Origin of the sequence: Planktothrix serta PCC 8927 (assembly GCF_900010725.2) — a bacterium.
GTDB classification, from domain to species: Bacteria; Cyanobacteriota; Cyanobacteriia; order Cyanobacteriales; family Microcoleaceae; genus Planktothrix; species Planktothrix serta.
In genome coordinates this window covers 270,661-292,011 of record NZ_LR734865.1, presented here as the reverse complement: position 1 = coordinate 292,011, position 21,351 = coordinate 270,661, and the positions used below count along the sequence as shown (strand labels likewise).

At 38.1% G+C, this 21,351-nt stretch carries 20 protein-coding genes and 2 pseudogenes; 14 read left to right on the top strand and 8 right to left on the bottom strand.

Annotated elements, in window-relative coordinates; translation table 11 throughout:
• Positions 1-902: pseudogene (gene iscB / locus PL8927_RS10550) on the bottom strand (RNA-guided endonuclease IscB); the annotation flags it as partial.
• On the opposite strand from iscB, the gene PL8927_RS10545 reads away from it, so the two are divergent.
• Positions 903-3,287 (top strand): GAF domain-containing protein, encoded by a 2,385-nt coding sequence (locus tag PL8927_RS10545; RefSeq protein ID WP_197047379.1) that lies wholly within the window; start codon positions 903-905, stop codon positions 3,285-3,287.
• A 3-nt stretch (positions 3,288-3,290) separates the two neighbouring features.
• Complete coding sequence (locus tag PL8927_RS28010) at positions 3,291-4,082, top strand: response regulator (protein WP_197047378.1); 792 nt, start codon at positions 3,291-3,293, stop codon at positions 4,080-4,082.
• 113 nt (positions 4,083-4,195) lie between these two features.
• Here the strand turns inward: PL8927_RS28010 and PL8927_RS29110 are convergent.
• The 3 genes and pseudogenes from PL8927_RS29110 to PL8927_RS10535 all read right to left on the bottom strand — a co-directional run.
• A pseudogene (locus PL8927_RS29110) lies at positions 4,196-4,342 on the bottom strand (RNA-guided endonuclease IscB); the annotation flags it as partial.
• Positions 4,287-4,613, bottom strand: a complete 327-nt coding sequence (locus PL8927_RS10540) for an RRXRR domain-containing protein (protein ID WP_083620905.1) — start codon at positions 4,611-4,613, stop codon at positions 4,287-4,289. The pseudogene PL8927_RS29110 and the gene PL8927_RS10540, both read right to left, overlap by 56 nt.
• 239 nt (positions 4,614-4,852) lie before the next feature.
• Entirely contained in the window at positions 4,853-5,908 is a 1,056-nt protein-coding gene (locus tag PL8927_RS10535; protein WP_407947398.1) for a SpoIID/LytB domain-containing protein, read from the bottom strand.
• Positions 5,909-6,129: 221 nt separating this feature from the next.
• Here PL8927_RS10535 and PL8927_RS10530 point away from each other — a divergent pair, with 221 nt between their 5' ends.
• The 7 genes from PL8927_RS10530 (at position 6,130) to PL8927_RS10500 (ending at position 10,980) form a co-directional block, all read left to right on the top strand.
• Positions 6,130-7,062 carry a ribonuclease Z gene (locus PL8927_RS10530; RefSeq protein ID WP_083620899.1) on the top strand — a complete coding sequence of 311 codons (933 nt, stop codon included), beginning with the start codon at positions 6,130-6,132 and terminating at the stop codon, positions 7,060-7,062.
• Positions 7,063-7,311: 249 nt separating this feature from the next.
• Positions 7,312-8,004 (top strand): hypothetical protein, encoded by a 693-nt coding sequence (locus PL8927_RS10525; RefSeq protein ID WP_083620896.1) that lies wholly within the window; start codon positions 7,312-7,314, stop codon positions 8,002-8,004.
• 5 nt (positions 8,005-8,009) lie between these two features.
• Positions 8,010-8,576 carry a hypothetical protein gene (locus PL8927_RS10520; protein ID WP_083620893.1) on the top strand — a complete coding sequence of 189 codons (567 nt, stop codon included), beginning with the start codon at positions 8,010-8,012 and terminating at the stop codon, positions 8,574-8,576.
• A gap of 13 nt (positions 8,577-8,589) precedes the next feature.
• Positions 8,590-8,982 (top strand): hypothetical protein, encoded by a 393-nt coding sequence (locus PL8927_RS10515; protein ID WP_083620891.1) that lies wholly within the window; start codon positions 8,590-8,592, stop codon positions 8,980-8,982.
• A 261-nt stretch (positions 8,983-9,243) separates the two neighbouring features.
• Positions 9,244-9,645, top strand: coding sequence for a response regulator (locus tag PL8927_RS10510; RefSeq protein WP_083620964.1), 402 nt, complete (start codon positions 9,244-9,246; stop codon positions 9,643-9,645).
• 41 nt (positions 9,646-9,686) lie between these two features.
• On the top strand, positions 9,687-10,136 hold the full coding sequence (locus PL8927_RS10505) for a variant leucine-rich repeat-containing protein (protein WP_083620889.1): 450 nt from the start codon (positions 9,687-9,689) through the stop codon (positions 10,134-10,136).
• 130 nt (positions 10,137-10,266) lie between these two features.
• Positions 10,267-10,980 carry a hypothetical protein gene (locus tag PL8927_RS10500; RefSeq protein WP_197047377.1) on the top strand — a complete coding sequence of 238 codons (714 nt, stop codon included), beginning with the start codon at positions 10,267-10,269 and terminating at the stop codon, positions 10,978-10,980.
• A 159-nt stretch (positions 10,981-11,139) separates the two neighbouring features.
• On the opposite strand, the gene PL8927_RS10495 is transcribed toward PL8927_RS10500, so the two are convergent.
• The 4 genes from PL8927_RS10495 to PL8927_RS10480 are packed head-to-tail and all read right to left on the bottom strand — an operon-like array spanning position 11,140 to position 15,104.
• The gene (locus PL8927_RS10495; protein ID WP_083620885.1) at positions 11,140-11,814 is read right to left on the bottom strand and encodes a hypothetical protein; all 675 of its coding nucleotides are present in this window, start codon (positions 11,812-11,814) and stop codon (positions 11,140-11,142) included.
• Positions 11,811-12,245, bottom strand: coding sequence for a hypothetical protein (locus tag PL8927_RS10490; protein WP_083620882.1), 435 nt, complete (start codon positions 12,243-12,245; stop codon positions 11,811-11,813). The genes PL8927_RS10495 and PL8927_RS10490 overlap by 4 nt, the downstream gene beginning before the upstream one ends.
• A gap of 39 nt (positions 12,246-12,284) precedes the next feature.
• The gene (locus PL8927_RS10485; RefSeq protein WP_083620880.1) at positions 12,285-13,436 is read right to left on the bottom strand and encodes an FAD-dependent oxidoreductase; all 1,152 of its coding nucleotides are present in this window, start codon (positions 13,434-13,436) and stop codon (positions 12,285-12,287) included.
• Between the two features lie 3 nt (positions 13,437-13,439).
• On the bottom strand, positions 13,440-15,104 hold the full coding sequence (locus PL8927_RS10480; RefSeq protein WP_083620877.1) for an ABC transporter ATP-binding protein: 1,665 nt from the start codon (positions 15,102-15,104) through the stop codon (positions 13,440-13,442).
• Positions 15,105-15,310: 206 nt separating this feature from the next.
• On the opposite strand from PL8927_RS10480, the gene PL8927_RS10475 reads away from it, so the two are divergent.
• The 5 genes from PL8927_RS10475 to PL8927_RS10455 all read left to right on the top strand — a co-directional run bounded on the left by PL8927_RS10475 (position 15,311) and on the right by PL8927_RS10455 (position 21,326).
• Positions 15,311-16,543, top strand: coding sequence for an RNA-guided endonuclease InsQ/TnpB family protein (locus PL8927_RS10475; RefSeq protein ID WP_083620874.1), 1,233 nt, complete (start codon positions 15,311-15,313; stop codon positions 16,541-16,543).
• A gap of 129 nt (positions 16,544-16,672) precedes the next feature.
• On the top strand, positions 16,673-17,395 hold the full coding sequence (psb32, locus tag PL8927_RS10470) for a photosystem II repair protein Psb32 (protein WP_083620871.1): 723 nt from the start codon (positions 16,673-16,675) through the stop codon (positions 17,393-17,395).
• A 73-nt stretch (positions 17,396-17,468) separates the two neighbouring features.
• Positions 17,469-18,506, top strand: a complete 1,038-nt coding sequence (gene obgE, locus PL8927_RS10465; RefSeq protein WP_083620868.1) for a GTPase ObgE — start codon at positions 17,469-17,471, stop codon at positions 18,504-18,506.
• 142 nt (positions 18,507-18,648) lie between these two features.
• Positions 18,649-18,957: a hypothetical protein gene (locus PL8927_RS10460; RefSeq protein WP_083620961.1), complete on the top strand. Its 309-nt coding sequence runs from the start codon at positions 18,649-18,651 to the stop codon at positions 18,955-18,957.
• 233 nt (positions 18,958-19,190) lie between these two features.
• Positions 19,191-21,326 (top strand): SpoIIE family protein phosphatase, encoded by a 2,136-nt coding sequence (locus tag PL8927_RS10455; RefSeq protein WP_083620862.1) that lies wholly within the window; start codon positions 19,191-19,193, stop codon positions 21,324-21,326.
• The last annotated feature ends 25 nt before the right edge of the window (positions 21,327-21,351 follow it).

Sequence of the window (21,351 nt, the reverse complement as noted above, 5' to 3'; positions counted from 1 at the left end):
TAAGAATAACCATCCTTTTTATGAATTGATTGACAATATTTATGACTAATTCCTGCTACTCTTCCATTTTGAGTAACAATATCAAAACTGCCAGATGCGCGACAAAGAACTCGACCTAAATAAAAGCCTATTTTCTTACCTGCGGTAACAACAGCTTTAACAATATCGCCTGTCTGAAAGCCTTTGTGAATCTGTATTCGTGAGCGATGTCGTGTTGGAAATCCGTATTTGTCTGTACCACACATTTGACGAGTACCACGTCCTGTTGCCTGAATCAATAAGGGTTTATTGGTTAACACCTTTAAAGTTTTAACTTTCCCAACACAAGCTGCATCTAGCCAATGGGTTTTAGGTAGATTTAATCGAGTGCGATTGAATTTAGTTAAACCACCGGAGCTAGTTGAAACAGATAAACCTGTTTCTTTTAATCGATTAAACAGTAACCATCGAGTTGAGTTTACCACAGTAGCATCTTTTAAGGGTTGTTTAGCTTGTTTTAAAATCCGTTGCAGTAAGTTAGGTTTACCTGATAGGAAATCTTGAATATCTTGACTTCCTTTCTTTTGATTACAGTCATGACAAGCAACAGCAAGATTTGAAATTCGGTCAGTTCCGCCTTGGGATTTAGGGTGAATATGTTCTACTTCTAAGGGTACGTTTTCAACCCCACAGTAAGCACATTTTCTACTCCATTTCTCCAATAAATATTGTCGAACTTCGTATCCCTGTAACTCTCCTTGTTGGTACTCAATCCCAGAGATTTCAGGATTTTCAAGTTGCTGCAAGTCAAATCTGACTAACTCTTGAACAATTGAACCAATCGGTGCAAGCTTAATTAATTTGTTCACCCAAGTTAGAGTTGTTTCTACTCGATGTTGAAGACTGGGTGCTAACCCACCTTTTTGNTTGCTGCTATTATCAATAAAATTCGCCAATCCCTACAACTGGATACTATTTTTACCACAACAACCCAAGAAGTTTGTCACCTTTTAAAGGCAGATCGGGTTGTTATTTATCGATTTAATCCCGATTGGAGTGGAGAATTTTTAGTTGAATCAAAAACAGAGGGATGGAAATCTTTAATCGAAGAACAAAAACACGATCCTAAATTTGCAGAGAATATTAGTGAATGTAGTATCAAATATTTAGCCGATATCTCTATCACCGATAGCTATTTACAGGAAACCCAAGGAGGTGAATTTTCAAGGGGGGAAGTTTTTCGAGTTTGTAATGATATTTATAAAGCCAATTTTTCCGCCTGTTATATTCAAGCTTTAGAACGATATGAAGCCCAAGCGTATGCGATTATTGCGATTTATCAAGGGAAAAAATTATGGGGGTTATTAGCGGTCTATCAAAATCAAGAACCGCGACAGTGGGAAAAATCAGAAATTAATTTTTTAATTCAAATTGGGGGACAACTGGGAGTAGCCATTCAACAAGCAGAATTACTCGCTCAAACAGAACAACAAAAACGAAATTTAGAAACCATATTAGACGCAGAATTGCGACGTCAAGCAGAAAGTTTAGTTGAAGAAGCAGAACGAGAACGGGCTTTAGCCCAAGTGATTGATAAAATTCGCCGGACTTTAGATATTAATACGATTTTTCAAACCGCAACTTCTGAACTGCGTCAACTGTTGAATGCTGATCGAGTAGCGGTGTTTAAATTTGATCCCCATTCCCATTGGAATTTAGGAGAATTTGTCTCTGAAAACGTTTTATCTCCCTTTTGTTCTGTATTAGAAACAAAAATAGAAGATCACTGTTTTGGGGAAAGATTTGCTCAGAATCATCTAATAGATTATGTTTTGGATTTATCCGATATTCATCAGGCGGGATTAACAGATTGTTATATGCAACTGTTAGATCGATTTCAAATTAAAGCGAATTTAGTCGTTGCTTTACTTAAAGGAGATGAATTATGGGGCTTATTGTGTATTCATCAATGTTCAACACCCCGTCAATGGCAAAAAAAAGAAATTGAATTTGTTCAGAAAATTGCCGTACAGTTAGGGGTGGCATTACAACAAGCAGAACTCTTAACCCAAGCTCAAAAACGTTCAGAAGAACAGGCAAAAGTTGCTGAACAGGAACGAGCTTTAGCACGAGTCATTGATCGCATTCGCCAAACCTTAGATATTGATACGATTTTTAGTGCCACAACCCAGGAAGTTAGACAAATTCTACAATGCGATCGCGTAGTTGTCTATCGTTTGATCTCAGATCGTCGTGGAGAATTTATCTTTGAATCTAAGCCTTCCTGTGGAATTCCTTTAGAACAAGCCGAACATAAAAATTTATGGTTAGATACCCATTTACAATACCCCCAAATGGGTCAAGATCACAACCACGAAACCTTAATTATTGATGATATTTTTAACAACTCTTTATCGCCATCTCATCTCCAGGTTTTACAAGAATTTCAGATCCGTGCCTATATTTTAGTTCCGGTGTTTGTGGGAGAAATTTTATGGGGATCATTAGGAGCTTATCAACATACTAATATCCGGGATTGGGAATTAAGAGAAGTGAGTTTATTAACTCAAGTTGCCAATCAGTTAGGGGTGGCAATTCAACAAGCTAAACTATTAGCTCAAATTCAGGAAGCCAAAGAAACCGCAGATGCTGCCAACCATGCTAAAAGTGAATTTTTAGCGAATATGAGCCATGAATTAAGAACACCTTTGAATGCAATTTTAGGCTTTACTCAAATTTTAGCTAAAAATTCGGGATTGAGTTCTGTACAACAGGAATACCTCAGAATTATTGAACGCAGTGGAGAACATTTACTTGATTTAATTAATGATGTTTTAGAAATGTCTAAAATTGAAGCCGGACGACTGACATTAAATCAAAGCAGTTTTGATCTCTATCGGTTATTAAATAGCTTAGAAGAAATGCTAGAATTAAAAGCAGAAACTAAAGGATTAAACTTGATCTTTGAACGAGATCAAAATGTGTTTCAATATATTAAAACTGATGAAAGTAAACTCCGTCAAGTCTTAATTAATTTACTCGGAAATGCGATTAAATTTACCGAGGTTGGCTGTGTTGTTCTTCGAGTTAAACAAGAAGTCCTGAGCGCCACTGAGGGGCAACATCAAGAACCCTTAGATATTCTCCCAGAACGAGTTCAAATTACTTTTGAAGTTGAAGATACTGGCCCTGGTATTGCCGCAGAAGAAATTGATTTATTATTTGAAGCCTTTGGACAAACAGAAACAGGTCGAAAATCCAAAGAAGGCACCGGATTAGGGTTACCCATCAGTCAACAATTTGTATAAATGATGGGAGGAAATATTACCGTTAATAGTATATTAGGAACAGGAACAATTGTTAGATTTTTTATTCAGATAAGTTTAGCTGATAGTGACGATATTCAACCGCAATCTTCTAAAAAGTCAGTGATTGGTTTAGCACCAGAACAACCCCCTTATCGGATTTTAATTGTTGAAGATGCCGTTGAAAATCGTCAAGTTTTAGTAACCCTTTTATCTACAACTGGGTTTGAGGTTCGAGAAGCGATTAATGGTCAAGAAGCGATTGAATTGTGGTCAAGTTGGCAACCCCATTTAATTTGGATGGATATGCGAATGCCTGTGATGAATGGAATCGAAGCAACTCGCCACATTCGAGAAAATTCTACCTCAGAAAACTCCCCAATTATTATTGCATTAACCGCCAATGCGTTTGAAGAAGAACGCACCCAAGTTTTGCAAGCAGGATGTGATGATTTTGTCAGCAAACCCTTCCAAGAGCATATTATTTTTGAAAAGATGGCCGAGTATTTAGGATTAGAATATCAATATGCAGAATCCGACAAAGCCGGGACTTTAATCGCAAATTTGCCAGGAATTTCCGACCCTTCTAACTTAACATTAGACCATTTAGTATTAATGCCTCCCGCTTGGATTCAAGAATTTCATGAAGCGGTATTATGTACGAAAGAAAAGCGCATTTTTGAGTTAATTCAGCAAATTCCTGAACCCTATTCAGCCTTAGCTTTTACCCTCAAAAAATTAGCAGATGAATTTGAGTTTGATCAAATTTTAGCCGTCACAGAAACCCTAATTTTGTAGTAAGCCCTTCAGGGCTTCTTCCTCACAAGAAAAAAATGGGAAGGTTGGAAGCCTCGTCTCTTCAGAGCGAGGAGGAAAACCGACTAAGCGCGGTTTTAACCGCCTGAGTTCTTTTAGAATCCGTAAGAATAACCATCCTTTTTATGAATTGATTGACAATATTTATGACTAATTCCTGCTACTCTTCCATTTTGAGTAACAATATCAAAACTGCCAGATGCGCGACAAAGAACTCGACCTAAATAAAAGNAAAGACATTTTAATTGTTTGACCCCGATGGGTTAATTCTGCACCCCAAATTACTTTATTTCCCTGAACTAATGCAATTCCAGTGTTTTTTGAACCGGGATCAATTTTGAGGGTTATTTGTTGTATTTCTGGTTCGGGTTTTGACTCCTTTAAAATAATAGTAAATGGATAACGACGATAAACAGCAGCTTGACCTTGATTCAATAACAATCGAGCTTGGGCGGGATGTATTGGGTTTTGAGGCTGTTTATTCGGATCAATTACAAAGACGTAATTAGACATGAAATAACTCCTATTTCTAGGGTAATGTTCGCTTCGCCAATGTTTTCTGAACTTTTGGCGTTAACAACACTGTCTTACCCCTCGTAAAACTGTTTAATTGTTAACAATAGAGCCACAAACTAGCGTCGCATTCGTGGGTATTATGATTCAGAAAACGTAGCCGTTAGGCTTAGGCTGGTCAGCTATCTAAAGTTGGAGGCATGAAGCCCCGTCTCTTCAGAGCGGGGTGCTGACTACGGTTAACGAACTTCGATTTTTGCTAAAGCCGTATTGCGATAATAATGGCCTAAAATTTGCTGGTAATTGTATCCACCACGAGCTAAATTATAGGCGCCCCATTGACTTAAACCAACACCGTGACCAAAACCCCGACCTGTGACTTGAAAACTCGTGGTTCCACTTTTGCGGCTAACTTGAAACCGAGTGCTGCGAAGTCCTAACGCCGAGGCGATGTCCTCCCCACTCATAACTCGCGCCCCTTTGTCCCCCACGACTTTCATCGCTAGAATACTACCAAAAGCCGAAGTCCGTTGCGGGGTCATCGTTGTAACATTCCCTACACCCGAAATTCTCTTACTTAAATCCGCCTGCGAGAAGGTTTTTGTCCACTCAAATACCGGGGTTCCTTGGTCAAAATCCGGTACTCCCCGTAAATAAGGTAAGGGTTCATTCCAAACATCCTCAACGTTTTCGGTATGTCCCCCTGATGCAGAATGAAACGCCGCTAAAATCGCTTGACCATTATAGGTCAAAACCTGTCCCCGCGTGGCATTCACCGCCGACTGGGTTCCGTTAGACTCCGTAACTAAGCCTTTATAAACTTGCCAATTTTGGTCATCTCCGACATCAAAAATTCCATTGCTGCGTTGACGCTTGTAGAGGGCATAGGTTCGCGCTGCAACGGCCTGAGCTTTCAGGGCTTCCTGGGGCCATCCGCCATCCATTTCCGCCCCTAGAACGCTGTAGAGATATTGCTCTAAATCGACATAATTAATCGCTGTTAAACCGCCATTCCGAGGCACTAATAACACTCGCCCACGATACCAACCATTGCCGATCCAAACATTACCATTATTACTGGGATCAATCCACAGTTGGGAGCCTTGCCAGTTTCCCAAGGCGATTTTTCCCGATTTCGCCTGGGCGACACCGCCCCCCATCGCCACTAATTCCCCTAATGCTTGACCATTGCCATCTCGAACCAGCGCCTTAGTGGTACTCCCAACTTTAACCTGACTCGCACCGTCTTCGATGGCAACCCGTAATAATAATTCCGCTTGGGCGGGGGCGACCATACACAGCCAAATCAGCAACGTTGTCCACCAATAACGCTTAAACCGTTGCAGGGAGTTGGGGAAAGAGACAAAAGCATTCCAAGGGGAATTCGGGGGTTGGGGGGAGTCAGGAACAGAAAAAACCATTGTTGTGATCAGATCCAGTAAAATTGATCCATGAGAACTGCACTTTGGTTATATAACATATTTTTTCGCATTTGAAGAGGCAAGGCAGAAAGTGAATGCAGATTACTTTTTTAGGGACAAGTTCTGGGGTTCCGACGCGATCGCGCAATGTTTCTAGTATAGCTCTACGTTTACCACAACGGGCTGAAATTTGGCTGTTTGATTGTGGGGAAGGGACGCAACATCAATTCCTGCGGAGTGATTTAAAAGTTAGTCAAATTAGTCGAATTTTTATTACCCATTTACACGGAGATCATATTTTTGGATTAACGGGATTATTAGCCAGTTGTGGGTTAGCGGGAAATGCCAAACGCATTGATATTTATGGGCCGTCAGGTTTATCAGAGTATTTACAAGCCTGTGTTCGCTATTCTCAAACCCATTTTTCTTATCCGGTTAAAGTGCATACTATTGAACCGGGAATGATATTTGAAGATGAAGAATATCAAGTGGTTTGTGGTTATTTAAAACATCGAGTCACAGCCTTGGGTTATCGAATTATTGAAAAGGATAAACCGGGACGATTTGATATCGAAAAAGCCCAAAAATTAGGCATTCCTCCAGGGCCGATTTATGCTCAATTAAAACAAGGACAAACTGTTACCCTTCCCGATGGTCGTACTATTCGCGGTACAGAACTTTGTGGAGTTCCCCAAATCGGTCGTAAATTCGTTTATTGTACAGATACAGTATTTTGTGAAGGGGCGGTAGAATTAGCCCAAGATGCGGATGTTTTAGTTCATGAAGCGACGTTTTCCCATCAAGATGCAGAAATGGCGTTTCAAAGATTACATTCTACCTCAACAATGGCGGCACAGGTCGCGTTAGCCGCCGGAGTTAAACAGTTAATCATGACCCATTTTAGCCCCCGTTATGCCCCCGGAAATACGATTATTTTAGACGATTTATTAACAGAAGCCAGAGCCATTTTTCCTAATACCAATATGGCCTATGATTTCCTCACCCATGAAATTCCCCGACGTTCCTAACTTCGTAGTCAGCCCTTCAGGGCTGTCTTCATTTCCTCGTCTTCATTAAGAGGGGCTTTTGATTGGTATTCGGTATTGAGAGGACATATAGCAATCCGTGTAGGATTTGTGATCAAAACCTGTAGGGGTTTGGAAACCAAACCCTCTTTGCGCCTGGGTTTGGAAACCAAACCCCTACAGTTCTTTTTCACAAAAATAAGAATGCTATAATTAAATCATTATCTATGTTTGCTTATCTGTGTATTCGGTATGCTCGGAAAGTTACAAATCACTCACTTAGCATTTGTTATTCTGGCTAGGAATCATAATCCTAGTTTGCTAAATCCTGATTTTTTGAGAATCAATAAAATTGTTAATACAGATTGGGCAGTTACTTCTCCTACTTTTACTACGGATATCATTTCTCAGGTCGTTTATAAAAACGGCGTAACGATTATTATTCAATCTGATAAAATCTCTTTTGAACAATTAATTGAAGGAGAATATTCTGAAAACAAGGTGCTTCTTCAAGATATAGCTCTAAGATATTTAGAAGTTTTTCCCCATATTAATTATGAAGCCTTGGAAATTAATCCCAAAGGTCATATTGAGTTTCAATCTCAAGAAGAATTAGATCATTATATCTCTGATTACTTATTAAGACCCGGAGATTGGAAAAACTTCTTAAATAAAAAACCCTCATTATCAGCTACTTTCATCTATTCCTTTGAAGATTCTCAGATCAATATTTCTATCGATCCTGTCTTAATTTGTGATGATAAAAAAGCAACTGAAAAAAATCTAGGAATTTTATTTGCTGGTAATATTTATCGAGAGTTTAACCTAGATCATAGCTCAGAAGATAAGTTAAAACCTCTTAACGAAAGGGTATCTCTTTGGTCTGACGATGTGAATCGCTATATTTCATTAGTTAATGATTGTTTATTAAATGAGGAGGAATAATTGCTATGACAATCACCTATAAAAAAACAAGTGCTATCAAAGCGAATTTTGATCAGGCTTATCAAAAGCAATTAAGGGAAAGAATAGTTTTAAACACTCCAGTAGATTTGAGCCAAATTTTATCAACTATTTCACATCATCAAAAGCCATTATGTGAAGATTATCTAGCTAGAGAATCTTCACATAATTCTGATTTTATTATTACCTTTAAGCGTCTTTTAGAGTTAACAGAAATAGACCCTGATTTGGATGAGAACGAAGAGGATGAGATATTAAATCCATCAAGTTATGCAGTTTCAAAATCAATAAAACAGTTAATCCAGTTAGATGAATTATTAGGCCAATCTTTTCCTCGCGGTTTTTCTTCTTTAGAAAGTCGAGGAGGAGTTAACTTGATTTGGAAGAATCCAGATTTTGACAAAGAAATTCGGGTTAAAATTCCTGTTAATTGTGATTTTCAAGAGTCTGTTTATTACAGAAAAGGTGATGACAGCGAGTTAATTAAGAATCCTTCTTTAGAGAAAATCTCTCAGATTCTTCTTTGGCTATCTACTAATCAACCAATTATTTAGTGTATAAGCATCTGTGGATAAATTATCTGATGACACGATATTATATCGAGCTATTACTAATAAAAAATGGATTGACCCTGATACTAAAGCAGTTGATGCAGAAGCGTTTATTTTACGATGGTTTCCGAAGAGAGAAGAGTACGAGAAGGCTTTATCTGCTGCACTTAAACCTGAACAAGCTTATAATAGATTGTTTAAATGTTGGGGAGTAATTTGTTTGACTGTTAGGGATGTCAGAGAATTGGGGTTAGATGCGATTCAGGATAAGCCTGACCATGTAAGTATTATTAATGTTCCTAATCCCCAAACAAATGAAAAGGAAGCAACAGATATTCCAGCTAAGTTAGCAAAGAAAGCCTGGTTATATTTAGATCGTTTAGATGATCCTATTATCAACAAAAAGTAGATTTCTATTATTGAATCAGCTATAGCAATCCTATTGATAAGTTCTCCCGTACTCATTGAGGTTTGTGGATAGTCTCAGAAGACATCCTGAACTTTTCCATCCTTTTCCATCCTGACTTCCTAAGAAAGATTGTTTCTAGTCAGACCTGACCTTTGAGAACTCCTGAACTTATCCCTATCGACGGTTTTATCAATATAGAAGACACTTAAAGAAAGATAGATGGATACATGAACTAGAGTTCATTAGAGGGGTAAGATTATGATCAGAACCGTTTTAGTGGTTGAAGATAATCTCGTTAACTGGAAAGTGTTTGAACGCATTTTAACCAGACGGGGCGGGTTATTAGCGAAACACACCGAAGATGTCGAAACCGTGATGCAAATGGCGACTAACAAGCAAGCGGATCTAATTTTAATGGATGTGTCTTTAACGAATAGTTATTATGACGGGAAAGCTGTTGATGGGATTGAAATTACCCAAATGTTAAAAGCTAACCCGGAAACGGCACAACTTCCCGTTATTTTAGTCACTGCCAATGCTAATACAGGCGATCGGGAAAACTTTTTAGCCCGAAGTGGGGCTGATGATTATATTCCCAAACCTATTGTAGATCATAAAGCCTTTGTTGAACAAATTAAATCAAGACTGCCCTTAGATGACTAAAGAAAACGTGGATTTTCTAACCCCAAACGGTGTCAAAAATCATGATCTTACCAGCGTGCGTTATTCTTCAACAGGAAGCCGCAAATTCGACAACTTCTTCTGAACGTTTAGTCGAACTCGCTCAAAAAAGTATAGAATTAGCGCGACTGGTTGCCAATAATTCTAACGCACCAACAGAGGTATTAAAAACCTTGGGAAGGAGTGCAGATGTGGCAACCCGCAACCTCGTTGCGACTAATCCGAATACCCCTGGAGAAACCTTAATTAAATTACTCAATGAGTTTCCTAAACCTGTTTTGAGTAATCCTCAATTTTCGGTTTTATGTTCAAATTATCCCCAACTCTTAGATCAAATTCCCCTCTCTACTCTTCGTCTCCTCGTTCAGTTTAATGCTGCTCCTGAAAGTTTCCTAAAATGGGTCGCAAACCATCCTAACCCTGATGTTTTAGCGGTATTGAAACTCTCCCCAAATGTTCATCTATTCAATTAGAAATAATCGAAACCCCAACCCCATCTATCTCCCCTCAATTTTAACAGCATCAGTCCTTAATTTCACACAAATCTAATGTTCTTTTAAGGTTTAATTTTCATGAAGTTTAATCACAAAAGGTGGTAGTCTTATGATGTCAGGGTGTACTGAAGTGATCAAAAAAGAATTGCTGGATCGAGCAGAACTCTATCAAACTGGGTCTGAAGATAGCAATTATTTAGAACAGTTATTTAAACTGAAGTTACTCCCTGACTTTATTATTGATGGGTTAAATTTTATGCCCCCATTGAATAATATTCGGTATTTAAAGCCACCATCAAGTTTACTCGAAGAACCCCTGAGTACCTTAGTCAAAAAAAATCATCTATCTTCTCTATTTGAGATTGCTTATCAACCCCATAAACCCGGAATATTATGGGAAAAAATATCACAATTACCCCATGAAATTCGGTTATTATTAGCGGCTCATTGCCAAACTCCAACGGTGATTTTACAGGGGTTATTATATGATATTGAAGCCCAAATTCGCACAATTGCGGCTCAATCTTTAATTAAAACCCCTGAAGGAACAGGATATTTAATCGGCTATTATGCAAAAACCGCTCCTCCGGTAATTAGTGCTATTATTTTACTCCATCCTCAGACTTCCCCATCGATATTAGCAGCAATGACCGAACAGGTTAAATGTGTTCATTGTTGGTTAGTAAAATATGCGATCGCCCAACACCCTAATACCCCCATTTCTGTCTTAAAAACCCTAGCTGTTGATTCCCATCCTCAAGTTCAAGATGCTGCTAAAATTCAATTACAAGGTTATTCTAAATCATCGGTAATCTCAGCTTAAATTTTGGAGGAATACTATATTATATGAAATCTTTAAATGTTTGCTACGCATCCGTCCCCTGTAGAGACGTTGCATGCAACGTCTCTACAGGGGGTTTAGGAGATTATCTGTAGTATCAATTTTAGGATTTCATATTAAATTAAACTGATGTAAAAATAATCAGAAAAACCCTAATGATTTAAGCTTTAACTCCGTTTTAGGATCAACCAAATCAGATTTATGATCATCTTCTACAATTTCTACAGATTCAGGTGTTTTCATTTGAAGCCGAGATGCTAATGTTTGAAAAATGGATTTAGCAACCGCTTGAACTTGCCAAGGAGCCTCTGATGCTGTGAAACGTTGATACAAATCATTAGGAATATTATAATTAAAATCTTCTAAAACTGTTAAAAGACCAATAATTAAATCAATCTCTTGTAAATCTGCACATCTTAGACGCTGTAAAATTGGATTAATAGCCTCATAAATAGGAATAGAAGCCAAACAACTAGCGACTAAACAAGGATATTGTTGATCCTCAATAATCGCCTGTAATAAGTAACTTACTCCGACTTGAGAACCTAAACGTAATAAAACAATTGCTGATAAAAGTTTGAGTTCTGAATTTTCAGTTTCTTGAAACAGTGTTTCCAAGTGAGGAACAAGGATAGAACCAAATTGATACAAATGTTCAGCAATCAAAAAGGGATTATTACTGGTTTTAAAGGTTTCCAAAACCTTCATCGCTAAAACTTGCACGATATCGGCTGCTTGTTCCAACGCTAAAACTTGTGTTTCAAGTTTAGATGAATCCAAATCTTCAAGCACTAAAGTTAAGTTTACTTGGTTCATGGTCGAACCCTCATGACTAAAAATTTACCGTTTGAAAATGTTGTCTGGGCTGGAATTGTATATATACTACCCTGTTGTCTTATTTTAACAGGTAGAACTCTAATATTGTTGTCAATTAAAGCTGTTTCCTCAGAAAATTGAATAACAAATTTCTGCTTTTCTCCAAAAACACCGATTTGCTCTAAATTTCCTGCTGTAGCGTCAAAACCCAAATCTGTGATAAAAATATCACCAGGTTTTTGAGCATAGAATGAGTTAGAACCCTTTCCAAATGTTAGCGTATTAACAATAACGGGCTGATCTACATTAAGACGCTCACCAAAAATCCCTGTAATTCCGGTGAATCCTTCAGCATTGGTAAAATGGCTAAATATACGTCCTTCACCTAAATTTGGATTTTTCCAAGGTACTAACCCTTTTAATTGTATCATAAACAACGCCGATAATCGCAATTTTTGAATAAAAATTAATCAGTTTTTAAACTGTTTCATAAATTTTTGATCAATATAATCTTTCCATCGCCATAATAACGAATTCGGCCCTATATTAAACCATGCTTTAGAAGCGATCGCTTTTTGATCTCCTGTCCCAATTAAAATTAAAAATTCTTTTTGAGGGATAAAGGGTTTTAGGGGTTTTTCTTCTAAACTTCGTTTTAAATTTTCCAATAAGGGTTGACCTTGACGCACTGCAAAAACTCCCGCTTTGGGTCGGGGATAATTAACCATTGTGGCGATATCTCCGGCGGCGAAAACTTGGGGATGGGAAACCGATTGTAAGTTATCATTGACTAGAATAAATCCCCGTTTATCTGTTGTTAGTCCGGCTTGTTTTAACCAGGGGGATGCTGATGCTTGTGTTACCCAAAAAATGCGATCGCATTCTAGGGTTAATCCTGATTTACAGCTAATTTTTTTAATAGAATTTTGAGTCTCGTCAACTTGATCAACTGTTTCATTGAAGTGTAAATGAATCTTAAGTTTTTTAAGCAAATTTTCTACTTTTCGACTTAAGGAAGGGTGACGTTCAGATAATAACCGCTTACCGCTATGAATTAGATGTAATTCTAACTGATTTAAGGGTTGATTGGCTTGTTGATAAATTTGAGTGAGATGGCTGTGAATATTAAACGCTAATTCAACACCTCCCGCACCTCCTCCAACAATCGCTAACCGGATTTTTTGTTGAGGATTTTGCTGAATTTCTTCAATTAATTGATGCCAATATTGCAAAAGTTTGGATATCGGTTTAACAGCAATAGTATGTTCTATCGCACCCGGAATGCTTAATACTGTTGGAGTGCTCCCAATATCAATAGATAGAAGATCAAAGGGAATAGGAGAATTGTTTTTACAAATAACGAGATTTTTTTCTAAATCTAAACCGATGGCTTGATCAATATAAATTTTCGCATGGGAATATTTAGCTAAGGACGGTAAATCAATATGACATTGATCAAAGCTATAAAATCCAGCAATATAACCGGGTAACATCCCTGAATAGGGCGTTTTTACAACATTGGTAATTAAGGTTAATTCAACCTCTGATAAAGGATTCATCCCCCATTTTTTCAGGGCGATCGCATGGCTATGTCCGCCACCAATTAAAACTAATTTTTTCATCTTTTAAATTATTTCCTGCTTTAATTTAGAAAGGGAAGGGACGGCGGATAATAGGGTTTGGGTGTAGGGATGTTGAGGGTTTGTAAATAGGTCTTCTGTTGTCCCTAATTCAACAATTTTACCTTGATTCATAACGGCAATGCGATCGCATAAAAACCTCGCTACCCATAAATCATGGGTAATAAATAAATAGGTTAAATTAAACTCTCGTTTCAATTCTAACATTAACTCTAAAACTTGAGCTTGAACACTAGCATCTAACATACTAACAGGTTCATCACAAATTAATAATTGGGGATGAGTCATTAAAGCTCTAGCGATCGCAACTCGTTGTTGTTGTCCGCCGGATAATTCCCCCGGATAGCGTTGATAATATTCCTTTGTTGGTGTTAATCCTACCCGCTCTAACATCGCTAAAACCTGTTTTTTTGCCTCCTCTGGTGTTGCTAATTGATGAATTAAAAGCGGGTCAGCAATACTTTCGCCAACGGTCATCATCGGGTTTAAACACGCATGGGGATCTTGAAATACCATTTGCATTTGACGGCGATATTTTCGTACCTGTTCACGGGATAATTTAGTTAAATCCGTGCCTAAAAATTCAACACTGCCGTTCGTTGCCCGAATTAGTTGTAAAATCGTTCTGGAAAGGGTACTTTTTCCACAACCAGACTCTCCGACTAAGCCTAATATTTCCCCTGGATATAATTCTAAATTTATCCCATCAACGGCTTTAATCACAGATTTCTTTTGTTTGGAAAAAAGTTGTTGTAAAAAGCTCGATTCTAGGGTATAATGTTGTTGTAAATTTTTAAGGGATAATAAAGGTTGACCCGAAGATCCAGGGGTTTCTAAAGTCGGATTTGTTTCTTTATTTTCAATATCCTGTAAATGTAACGCCGATTTTAATAAAGATTGGGTGTAGGGATGTTGGGGAGATTGAAAAACCGTTTGAGATGAACCCATTTCTACCATTTTTCCTTGGTACATAACAGCAATTTTATGGCAATATTCTCCAACCATTGCTAAATCATGGGAAATCAATAAAATAGCGGTTCCCCGTTGTTCACACAGTCGAGTTAATTCCTTTAAAATTTGAGCCGAAACGGTGACATCTAAACTGGTGGTGGGTTCATCTGCAACAATTAATTTTGGATCTAATAATAAAGCTAAAGCGATCGCTACCCGTTGACGCATTCCACCACTAAATTCATGGGGATATTGTGACCAACGATTTGCGGGAATTTTCACCGCTTCTAATATTTCTAATGCTTTATTTTTAGCTTGAGAATTTGATAATTGCGGACGATGAGCTTTTAACGTTTCTAAACAATGATCGCCAATGGTCATTAACGGGTCAAGGCGAGTCATCGGGTCTTGAAATATTAAAGCAACCGCTTCCCCCCGAAACTGTCGCAACCGTTTTTCATCCATCCCAAACACAGGTTGTCCTTCAAATCTCACTTGTCCTTCAATTTCGCTCGTGTTGGGTAACAACCGCATCACAGCCCGCCCAATGGTAGACTTTCCACAACCGGACTCCCCCACCAGTCCTAGACGTTCTCCCGGTTGTAGGGAAAAGGAGATGTCATTTACAGCCCAACTTTGCGGAGTTCGGGAGTGGGGATAAGCAACCCGCAAATGTTCAACATCAAACAAACTTGGCATAAGGTGACAGGGTATAGATCAGTTCTGGGTTAACTTACGAGGGGTTTGGGGGAGCTATAAGTCCCACGCTGAATTTCTACTGCCCTCAAAAAAATAACCAGAAATCAGCGTGGGATACATGGACTCCCCCAAGTTAATTTTCGTCGGTCAATCCCGACAAAATTAAAAATGTCATGTTAGATTATATCAAAGAGTTGAAAACGACAATGTTTCAAGCATACAAGTATCGCATATACCCAACAACCGAACAGCAAATAGCCGCTTCTAAAAGCTTTGGCTGTTGTCGTTGGTATTGGAATTACGCCTTGAACTTGTGCCAAGAAACCTATAAAACAACAGGAAAAGGATTATCAAGAACAGCTATTCAAGGATTGTTACCTCAACTAAAAAAGGAATATCTTTGGCTAACAGATGCTTACTCCCAGTGTTTACAAGTTGTCGCTTTAAATTTATCGACTGCCTACAAAAACTTTTTTGACAAACGGGCCAGATTACCTCGATTCAAATCCAAACACGGTAGACAATCAATCAGTTATCCCCAAAACGTTAAATTTGAGGGAGATTATCTAAAACTACCCGGTAAAATTGGGTTAGTTTATTGTGTGCGTCACCGGGAATTTGAAGGGACAATCAAAACTGTTACTATCTCAAAGAATCCCGATGGAAAATACTACGCATCTGTGTTAGTTGATGACGGGAAAGAGCAACCTACGACATCAACCAATGGAAAAGCAATTGGAATTGATTTAGGATTAACTCACTTTGCCATTACCAGTGATGGAGACAAATATAGTAATCCCCAACACTTTACTAAACATGAACACAACTTAAAACGCAAACAACAAAAACTTTCTCGAAAACAGAAGGCTTGCACTGAGCGTAGTCGAAGTGGGAGTCTGAGTAGACAAAAAGCTAGATTAAAAGTAGCTAAAGTCCACGCTAAAATCTCTCGCTGTCGAGAAGATTTTCTACACAAGCTATCCCGCAAGATAGTCAACGAAAACCAAGTGATTGCTGTAGAAGATCTGGGGGTTAAGAATCTGGTTAGAAACCATAAATTAGCCAAGGCAATTAGTGATTGTGGCTGGGGAATGTTCTGTACGATGTTGAAGTATAAAGCCGAAAAAGAAGGGAAAACCTACCTGGAAGTTGATCGATTTTTCCCTTCTTCTAAAACTTGTAATGTCTGTCTAAATCAAGTAGGTAGCTTACCGCTTGATATTAGAAGTTGGACTTGTGAGCATTGCCAAACCACCCATGATCGAGATATAAATGCTTCCATCAATATCAAGAATGAAGCCTTGCGGATATTGTCGTTAGGAACTAGCGATACTGCCAATCTGAGGGGATGTAAGTCGTCTGATGAAATTTCTGTTTCTTCAGATGCTATCCCCGTTGAAGTTGGAAGCCCACACTTACTCGTAGAGAAGTGTGGGTAGTTCACTTGTTTATTGTTCACGGTTGAGGCGGGATTGGCAATAGGGTCTTGGCTATTAACAGTCAACTCATAACCATTGTCTTGTATAGTTAATATGGGGAACCCTGCACTTATATCATCAATTTTGACAATGATACAACAGCTTAAAACAATATTAAATTGGGGAAACTTATTACCAGGATTCGTGATTTCCCTGCTTTTAACGGTTATCGTTGGATTTTGGGCAACTCCGGCTTTAGCAACGGGAGTTTATCAAGTTCCGGCGTTATCCTCGGCGAATGAAACTTGGGTTGTGGAAATGGATGACGTTCTCAGCCGCAGTACGGAAGGACGTTTAAATAATACCTTATCGGACTTAGCAAAAAAAACAGGCTATGAAGTTCGATTTTTGACTGTTCACCGTTTAGATTATGGTGAAACCATTGATAGTTTTGCGGAAAAAGTGTTTAAAAAATGGTTTCCGACTCCAGAAATTGCCGCTAATCAAACCTTGTTAGTTTTGGATACGATCAACAATAATAGCGCCATTCAAACCGGAGAAAAAACCCAATCCTTATTAACGGATGAAATTGCTGAAAGTGTCGCTCAAGAAACCCTAAAATATCCCCTTCGTCAAGGGGGGAAATATAATGAGGCGTTTATTGCAGCCAGCGATCGCATTGCGACTGTTTTATCAGGAGAAACTGATCCGGGCGCGCCCACAGAAGTAGAAACTATTAATGTTGACAGTACCTTTAAATCCGCCGAAGAAACCAACGATACCAGTGCTACAATTATCGTTGTGGTATTGTTAGTTGTGGCGACGATTGTTCCGATGGCAACCTATTATTATTTCCAAGGAAATCGGAGCTAAAAATCAGTTATCAGTTGTCAGTTATCAGTTATCAGTCTAAGCTCAATATCTAATTCATCTAAATAAGAATAAAATGCAATTTATTGATCAAGTTGAAATTGAAGTTGAAGGCGGGAAAGGAGGCGATGGCATTGTTGCTTTTCGGCGGGAAAAATATGTTCCGGCTGGGGGGCCTGCGGGTGGTAATGGAGGCAAAGGCGGATCAGTAATATTAGTTGCCGTTGAACACCTGCAAACCCTGTTAGATTTTCAATATAATCATAAATTTCAAGCGGAGCATGGCACACGAGGAGGCCCTAAAAATATGACGGGGGCGAATGGAGAAGATCGTGTGATTCAAGTGCCATTAGGAACCGTTATTTATGATGCCAATACCGATGAAATTTTAGGAGATTTAATTGAAAAGAATCAACAACTTTGTGTTGCGGCGGGAGGAAAAGGAGGATTAGGGAATAAATACTTTTTAAGTAATCGAAATCGCGCTCCAGAATACGCTTTACCCGGTTTAGAAGGAGAAAATCGACGGTTAAGATTAGAATTAAAACTATTAGCAGAAGTCGGAATTATTGGTTTGCCTAATGCCGGAAAATCTACATTAATTTCTTCCTTATCATCAGCCCGTCCTAAAATTGCTGATTATCCCTTTACCACCTTAATTCCTAACTTGGGAGTTGTCAGAAAACCCACCGGAGACGGAACAGTTTTTGCTGATATTCCGGGGTTAATTGAAGGTGCTCATTTAGGGGCTGGGTTAGGACATGAATTTTTACGCCATATTGAACGAACTCGCGTATTATTGCATTTAATTGATATTACCGATAGTAATCCGATTGAAAATTATCATACCATTCAAGAGGAATTAAAAGCTTATGGCAGAGGATTAGGAGAACGTCCTCAAATTCTGGCATTTAATAAAGTGGATGCGGTGGATATTGAAACGGAAGAAATTCAAGCTCTGGCTTCCCAATTACAGCAATTACATCAAAGCCCAATTTTTATGATTTCTGCGGTAGCAAGAATTGGGTTAGATGGCTTATTACAGGAAGTTTGGCAACAGTTAGATCAACTTTCTTTAACCGAACAAAAACCGTTAGAAGTTAGAAAATTATAATCTAATTCCTATCAATTTTATATATCAAAAAAGGGTGAAGGATTAATTAACGAATGTCAAGGTTAATTTTTTATAAGTTGGGGTCAGATATTCTTTATTGTTCAGCTAATATATAGCAAAGCTCATGTATAAAGGGAAAACGATGAAAAAATCGATAGCCAGTGTTCTAGCTAGTGGAGTAATGGGCATTTTAACTTGTGTCTATCCAGCCCTAGCTGAGAATTGGGTTTATATGGGGAAAGCAGATACCGGAGAAAACATTTCTGTTGATGCGGATAGTATTTATGCTGGAAAAGAAGGAAAGCGATTTATTTATAGCATTGGAAATGAAACCCTTCATGCAGCCGCAAACTGTAGTAACAATACCTGGTATGTCCTAGAATATGATACCACTTATTCGCCCCAAAGTGAAGCGACTCAACGGATGTTAGTCTATGTTTGTGAATCCTAAAGTTAAATCCAGCTTAACAGTTTGATTTACCATTAATCTTTAGTTTAATTCAGGGTGCTTTTCTATTTTAATCCTAAAAATTTTAGGTTAAGCTACTATTTTATTCTTCTAATTTAGCCTTTCTACAATCAAAAAAAATCCCATAAAAAGCAAGAATCAATAAAATTGGAGATCAAATAGGATTGCTATAGATTAATAGAAACAATCAATAACCGCGATTAAGGAATTGTGAAATGTTCACTCAAAATTCAAAATTTTCAGGACGAAAACCTCTAATTAAATCTCGTCTAGGAAGCACATTAATTATTCCTTTTGTTCTCCAAATTACAGCAGTTGTTGGATTAGTCGGCTATCTTTCCTTTAAAAATGGTCAAAAAGCCGTTACAGATCTTGCCATTCAGTTAAATAATGAAGTGGCTGCACGAGTCAGTCAAACCTTACAAACCTATGTTTCCATTCCCAGTCAAATTAATCAAACAAATCGACAAGCAATTGAATTAGGAGAATTAAATTTACAGAATTATCAACAACTAGAAAAACATTTTTGGCATCAAGTTCAACAATTTTCATCGGTAACAGCCGTACTTCTGGGAACAGAAACACAGGAGTTCACCGGAGTAGAACGAGTGGCTAAAAACGAACTAAATATTGATATCTCTCGACCCGAAACAAACTATTCTCATGTGAGTTATGGCTCAGATCAAGACGGAAATCGGACTAAATTTTTAGGGGTAAATAAACCTAATTACGATCCTCGCAAACGCCCTTGGTATCAAGCACCCGCCGAAGCAAAACGCTCTGTTTGGTCGCCGATTTATACTTATGTTGATTCAGAAACCTTAGCCATTACCAACGGATTACCCTTTTATGATCAGAATGGAAATCTATTAGGTGTAACCGCAACGGATTTCTCTCTCTCCCAAATTAGTGAATTTCTTCAGAGCTTAAAAGTCGGTAAAACCGGACAGGTTTTTATTTTAGAACGTTCAGGAATGTTAGTAGCAACCTCGACGGATGAAAAACCATCCCGAACTAATACTGAGGGAAAAGCTGAACGATTTTTAGCAACAGATAGCACCAATCTCACCACTCAAGTCACAGCCCAATATTTAATCAAAAAATTTGAGAATCTTCAAGCCATTCACGATCCCCAACATCTGATTTTTAATCTGAATAATAAACCCGATTTTTTAAAGATTTTACCCTTTCAAGATGGTCAAGGATTAGATTGGTTAATTGTAGTTGTTGTTCCCGAAGCAGATTTTATGGCAGAAATTAATGCCAATAATCGCTCTACTATTCTATTAATTATTTATGCTTTAATTACTGCTATTGTGATTAGCATTTTAACAGCCCGTTTCATTACTCGTCCCATTGTTCAACTGACTCAAGCCTCTAAAAAAATTGCCGATGGCAACTTAGATCAGCGAGTTAATACCACTGATTTAATTGAGATTGAAGAAATTAATACCTTAGAATATTCTTTTAATAGTATGGCTCAACAATTGCAAGAATCCTTTGAAACTTTAGAAGATAAAGTCAAAGAACGGACGCTGGAACTTGCCCAAGCCAATCAAGAAATTAGTAGCCTGAATCAGAAATTAAAGCAAGAAAATTTACGGATGAGTGCGGAATTAGATGTCGCTCGCCAAATTCAACAAATGATTCTCCCTAAACCAGAAGAATTAGAAGGAATTGAAGGACTAGATATTTGTGGATATATGGAACCTGCTGATGAAGTCGGGGGGGATTATTACGATGTTCTTAATATTGATGGGATTGTCACAATTGGCATTGGAGATGTTACCGGACATGGGCTAGAAAGTGGTCTATTAATGTTAATGACGCAAACGGCAGTCCGTACCCTAAAAGAAGTTCGTGAACAGGATTCAACTCGGTTTTTAGATACCCTAAACCGCACTATTTATAAAAATGTTCAGAGGATGAATTCTGAACGAAATTTAACCCTGGCTATCCTGAATTATTCTGAGGGAAATCTCAGTGTCAGTGGTCAACATGAAGAAACAATTATTATTCGTAAAGGTGGAAGGATTGAACGCATTGATACAATGGATTTAGGGTTGCCTATTGGTATTGATGATGAGATTATCGACTTTATTAGTCGGACTACTTTAGAATTAGAACCGGGGGATGGTGTGGTGGTCTACACCGATGGCATTACTGAAGCCAAAGACATGAATAAAAAACAATATGGTATTGAACAACTCTGTGAAATTATTCATCAAAATTGGTATTTATCGGCTGAAGGACTTAAAGATGCTGTGATTACCGATCTTCGACACCATATTGGCAAGCAAAAAGTATTTGATGATATTACATTATTAGTCATAAAACGCCACAATAATTAGTTTAAATCATCAGAATAAATAATCC

Bases quoted from the DNA above. Each gene is read 5' to 3' on its own strand.
- psb32 (WP_083620871.1), top strand. From the start codon at position 16,673: ATGATACAACAGCTTAAAACAATATTAAATTGGGGAAACTTATTACCA.
- PL8927_RS28010 (WP_197047378.1), top strand. From the start codon at position 3,291: ATGGGAGGAAATATTACCGTTAATAGTATATTAGGAACAGGAACAATT.
- PL8927_RS10455 (WP_083620862.1), top strand. From the start codon at position 19,191: ATGTTCACTCAAAATTCAAAATTTTCAGGACGAAAACCTCTAATTAAA.
- PL8927_RS10495 (WP_083620885.1), bottom strand. From the start codon at position 11,814: ATGAACCAAGTAAACTTAACTTTAGTGCTTGAAGATTTGGATTCATCT.
- PL8927_RS10490 (WP_083620882.1), bottom strand. From the start codon at position 12,245: ATGATACAATTAAAAGGGTTAGTACCTTGGAAAAATCCAAATTTAGGT.
- PL8927_RS10520 (WP_083620893.1), top strand. From the start codon at position 8,010: ATGACAATCACCTATAAAAAAACAAGTGCTATCAAAGCGAATTTTGAT.
- PL8927_RS10525 (WP_083620896.1), top strand. From the start codon at position 7,312: ATGCTCGGAAAGTTACAAATCACTCACTTAGCATTTGTTATTCTGGCT.
- obgE (WP_083620868.1), top strand. From the start codon at position 17,469: ATGCAATTTATTGATCAAGTTGAAATTGAAGTTGAAGGCGGGAAAGGA.
- PL8927_RS10500 (WP_197047377.1), top strand. From the start codon at position 10,267: ATGATGTCAGGGTGTACTGAAGTGATCAAAAAAGAATTGCTGGATCGA.
- PL8927_RS10460 (WP_083620961.1), top strand. From the start codon at position 18,649: ATGAAAAAATCGATAGCCAGTGTTCTAGCTAGTGGAGTAATGGGCATT.
- PL8927_RS10535 (WP_407947398.1), bottom strand. From the start codon at position 5,908: ATGGTCGCCCCCGCCCAAGCGGAATTATTATTACGGGTTGCCATCGAA.
- PL8927_RS10480 (WP_083620877.1), bottom strand. From the start codon at position 15,104: ATGCCAAGTTTGTTTGATGTTGAACATTTGCGGGTTGCTTATCCCCAC.
- PL8927_RS10505 (WP_083620889.1), top strand. From the start codon at position 9,687: ATGATCTTACCAGCGTGCGTTATTCTTCAACAGGAAGCCGCAAATTCG.
- PL8927_RS10485 (WP_083620880.1), bottom strand. From the start codon at position 13,436: ATGAAAAAATTAGTTTTAATTGGTGGCGGACATAGCCATGCGATCGCC.
- PL8927_RS10530 (WP_083620899.1), top strand. From the start codon at position 6,130: ATGCAGATTACTTTTTTAGGGACAAGTTCTGGGGTTCCGACGCGATCG.
- PL8927_RS10475 (WP_083620874.1), top strand. From the start codon at position 15,311: ATGTTTCAAGCATACAAGTATCGCATATACCCAACAACCGAACAGCAA.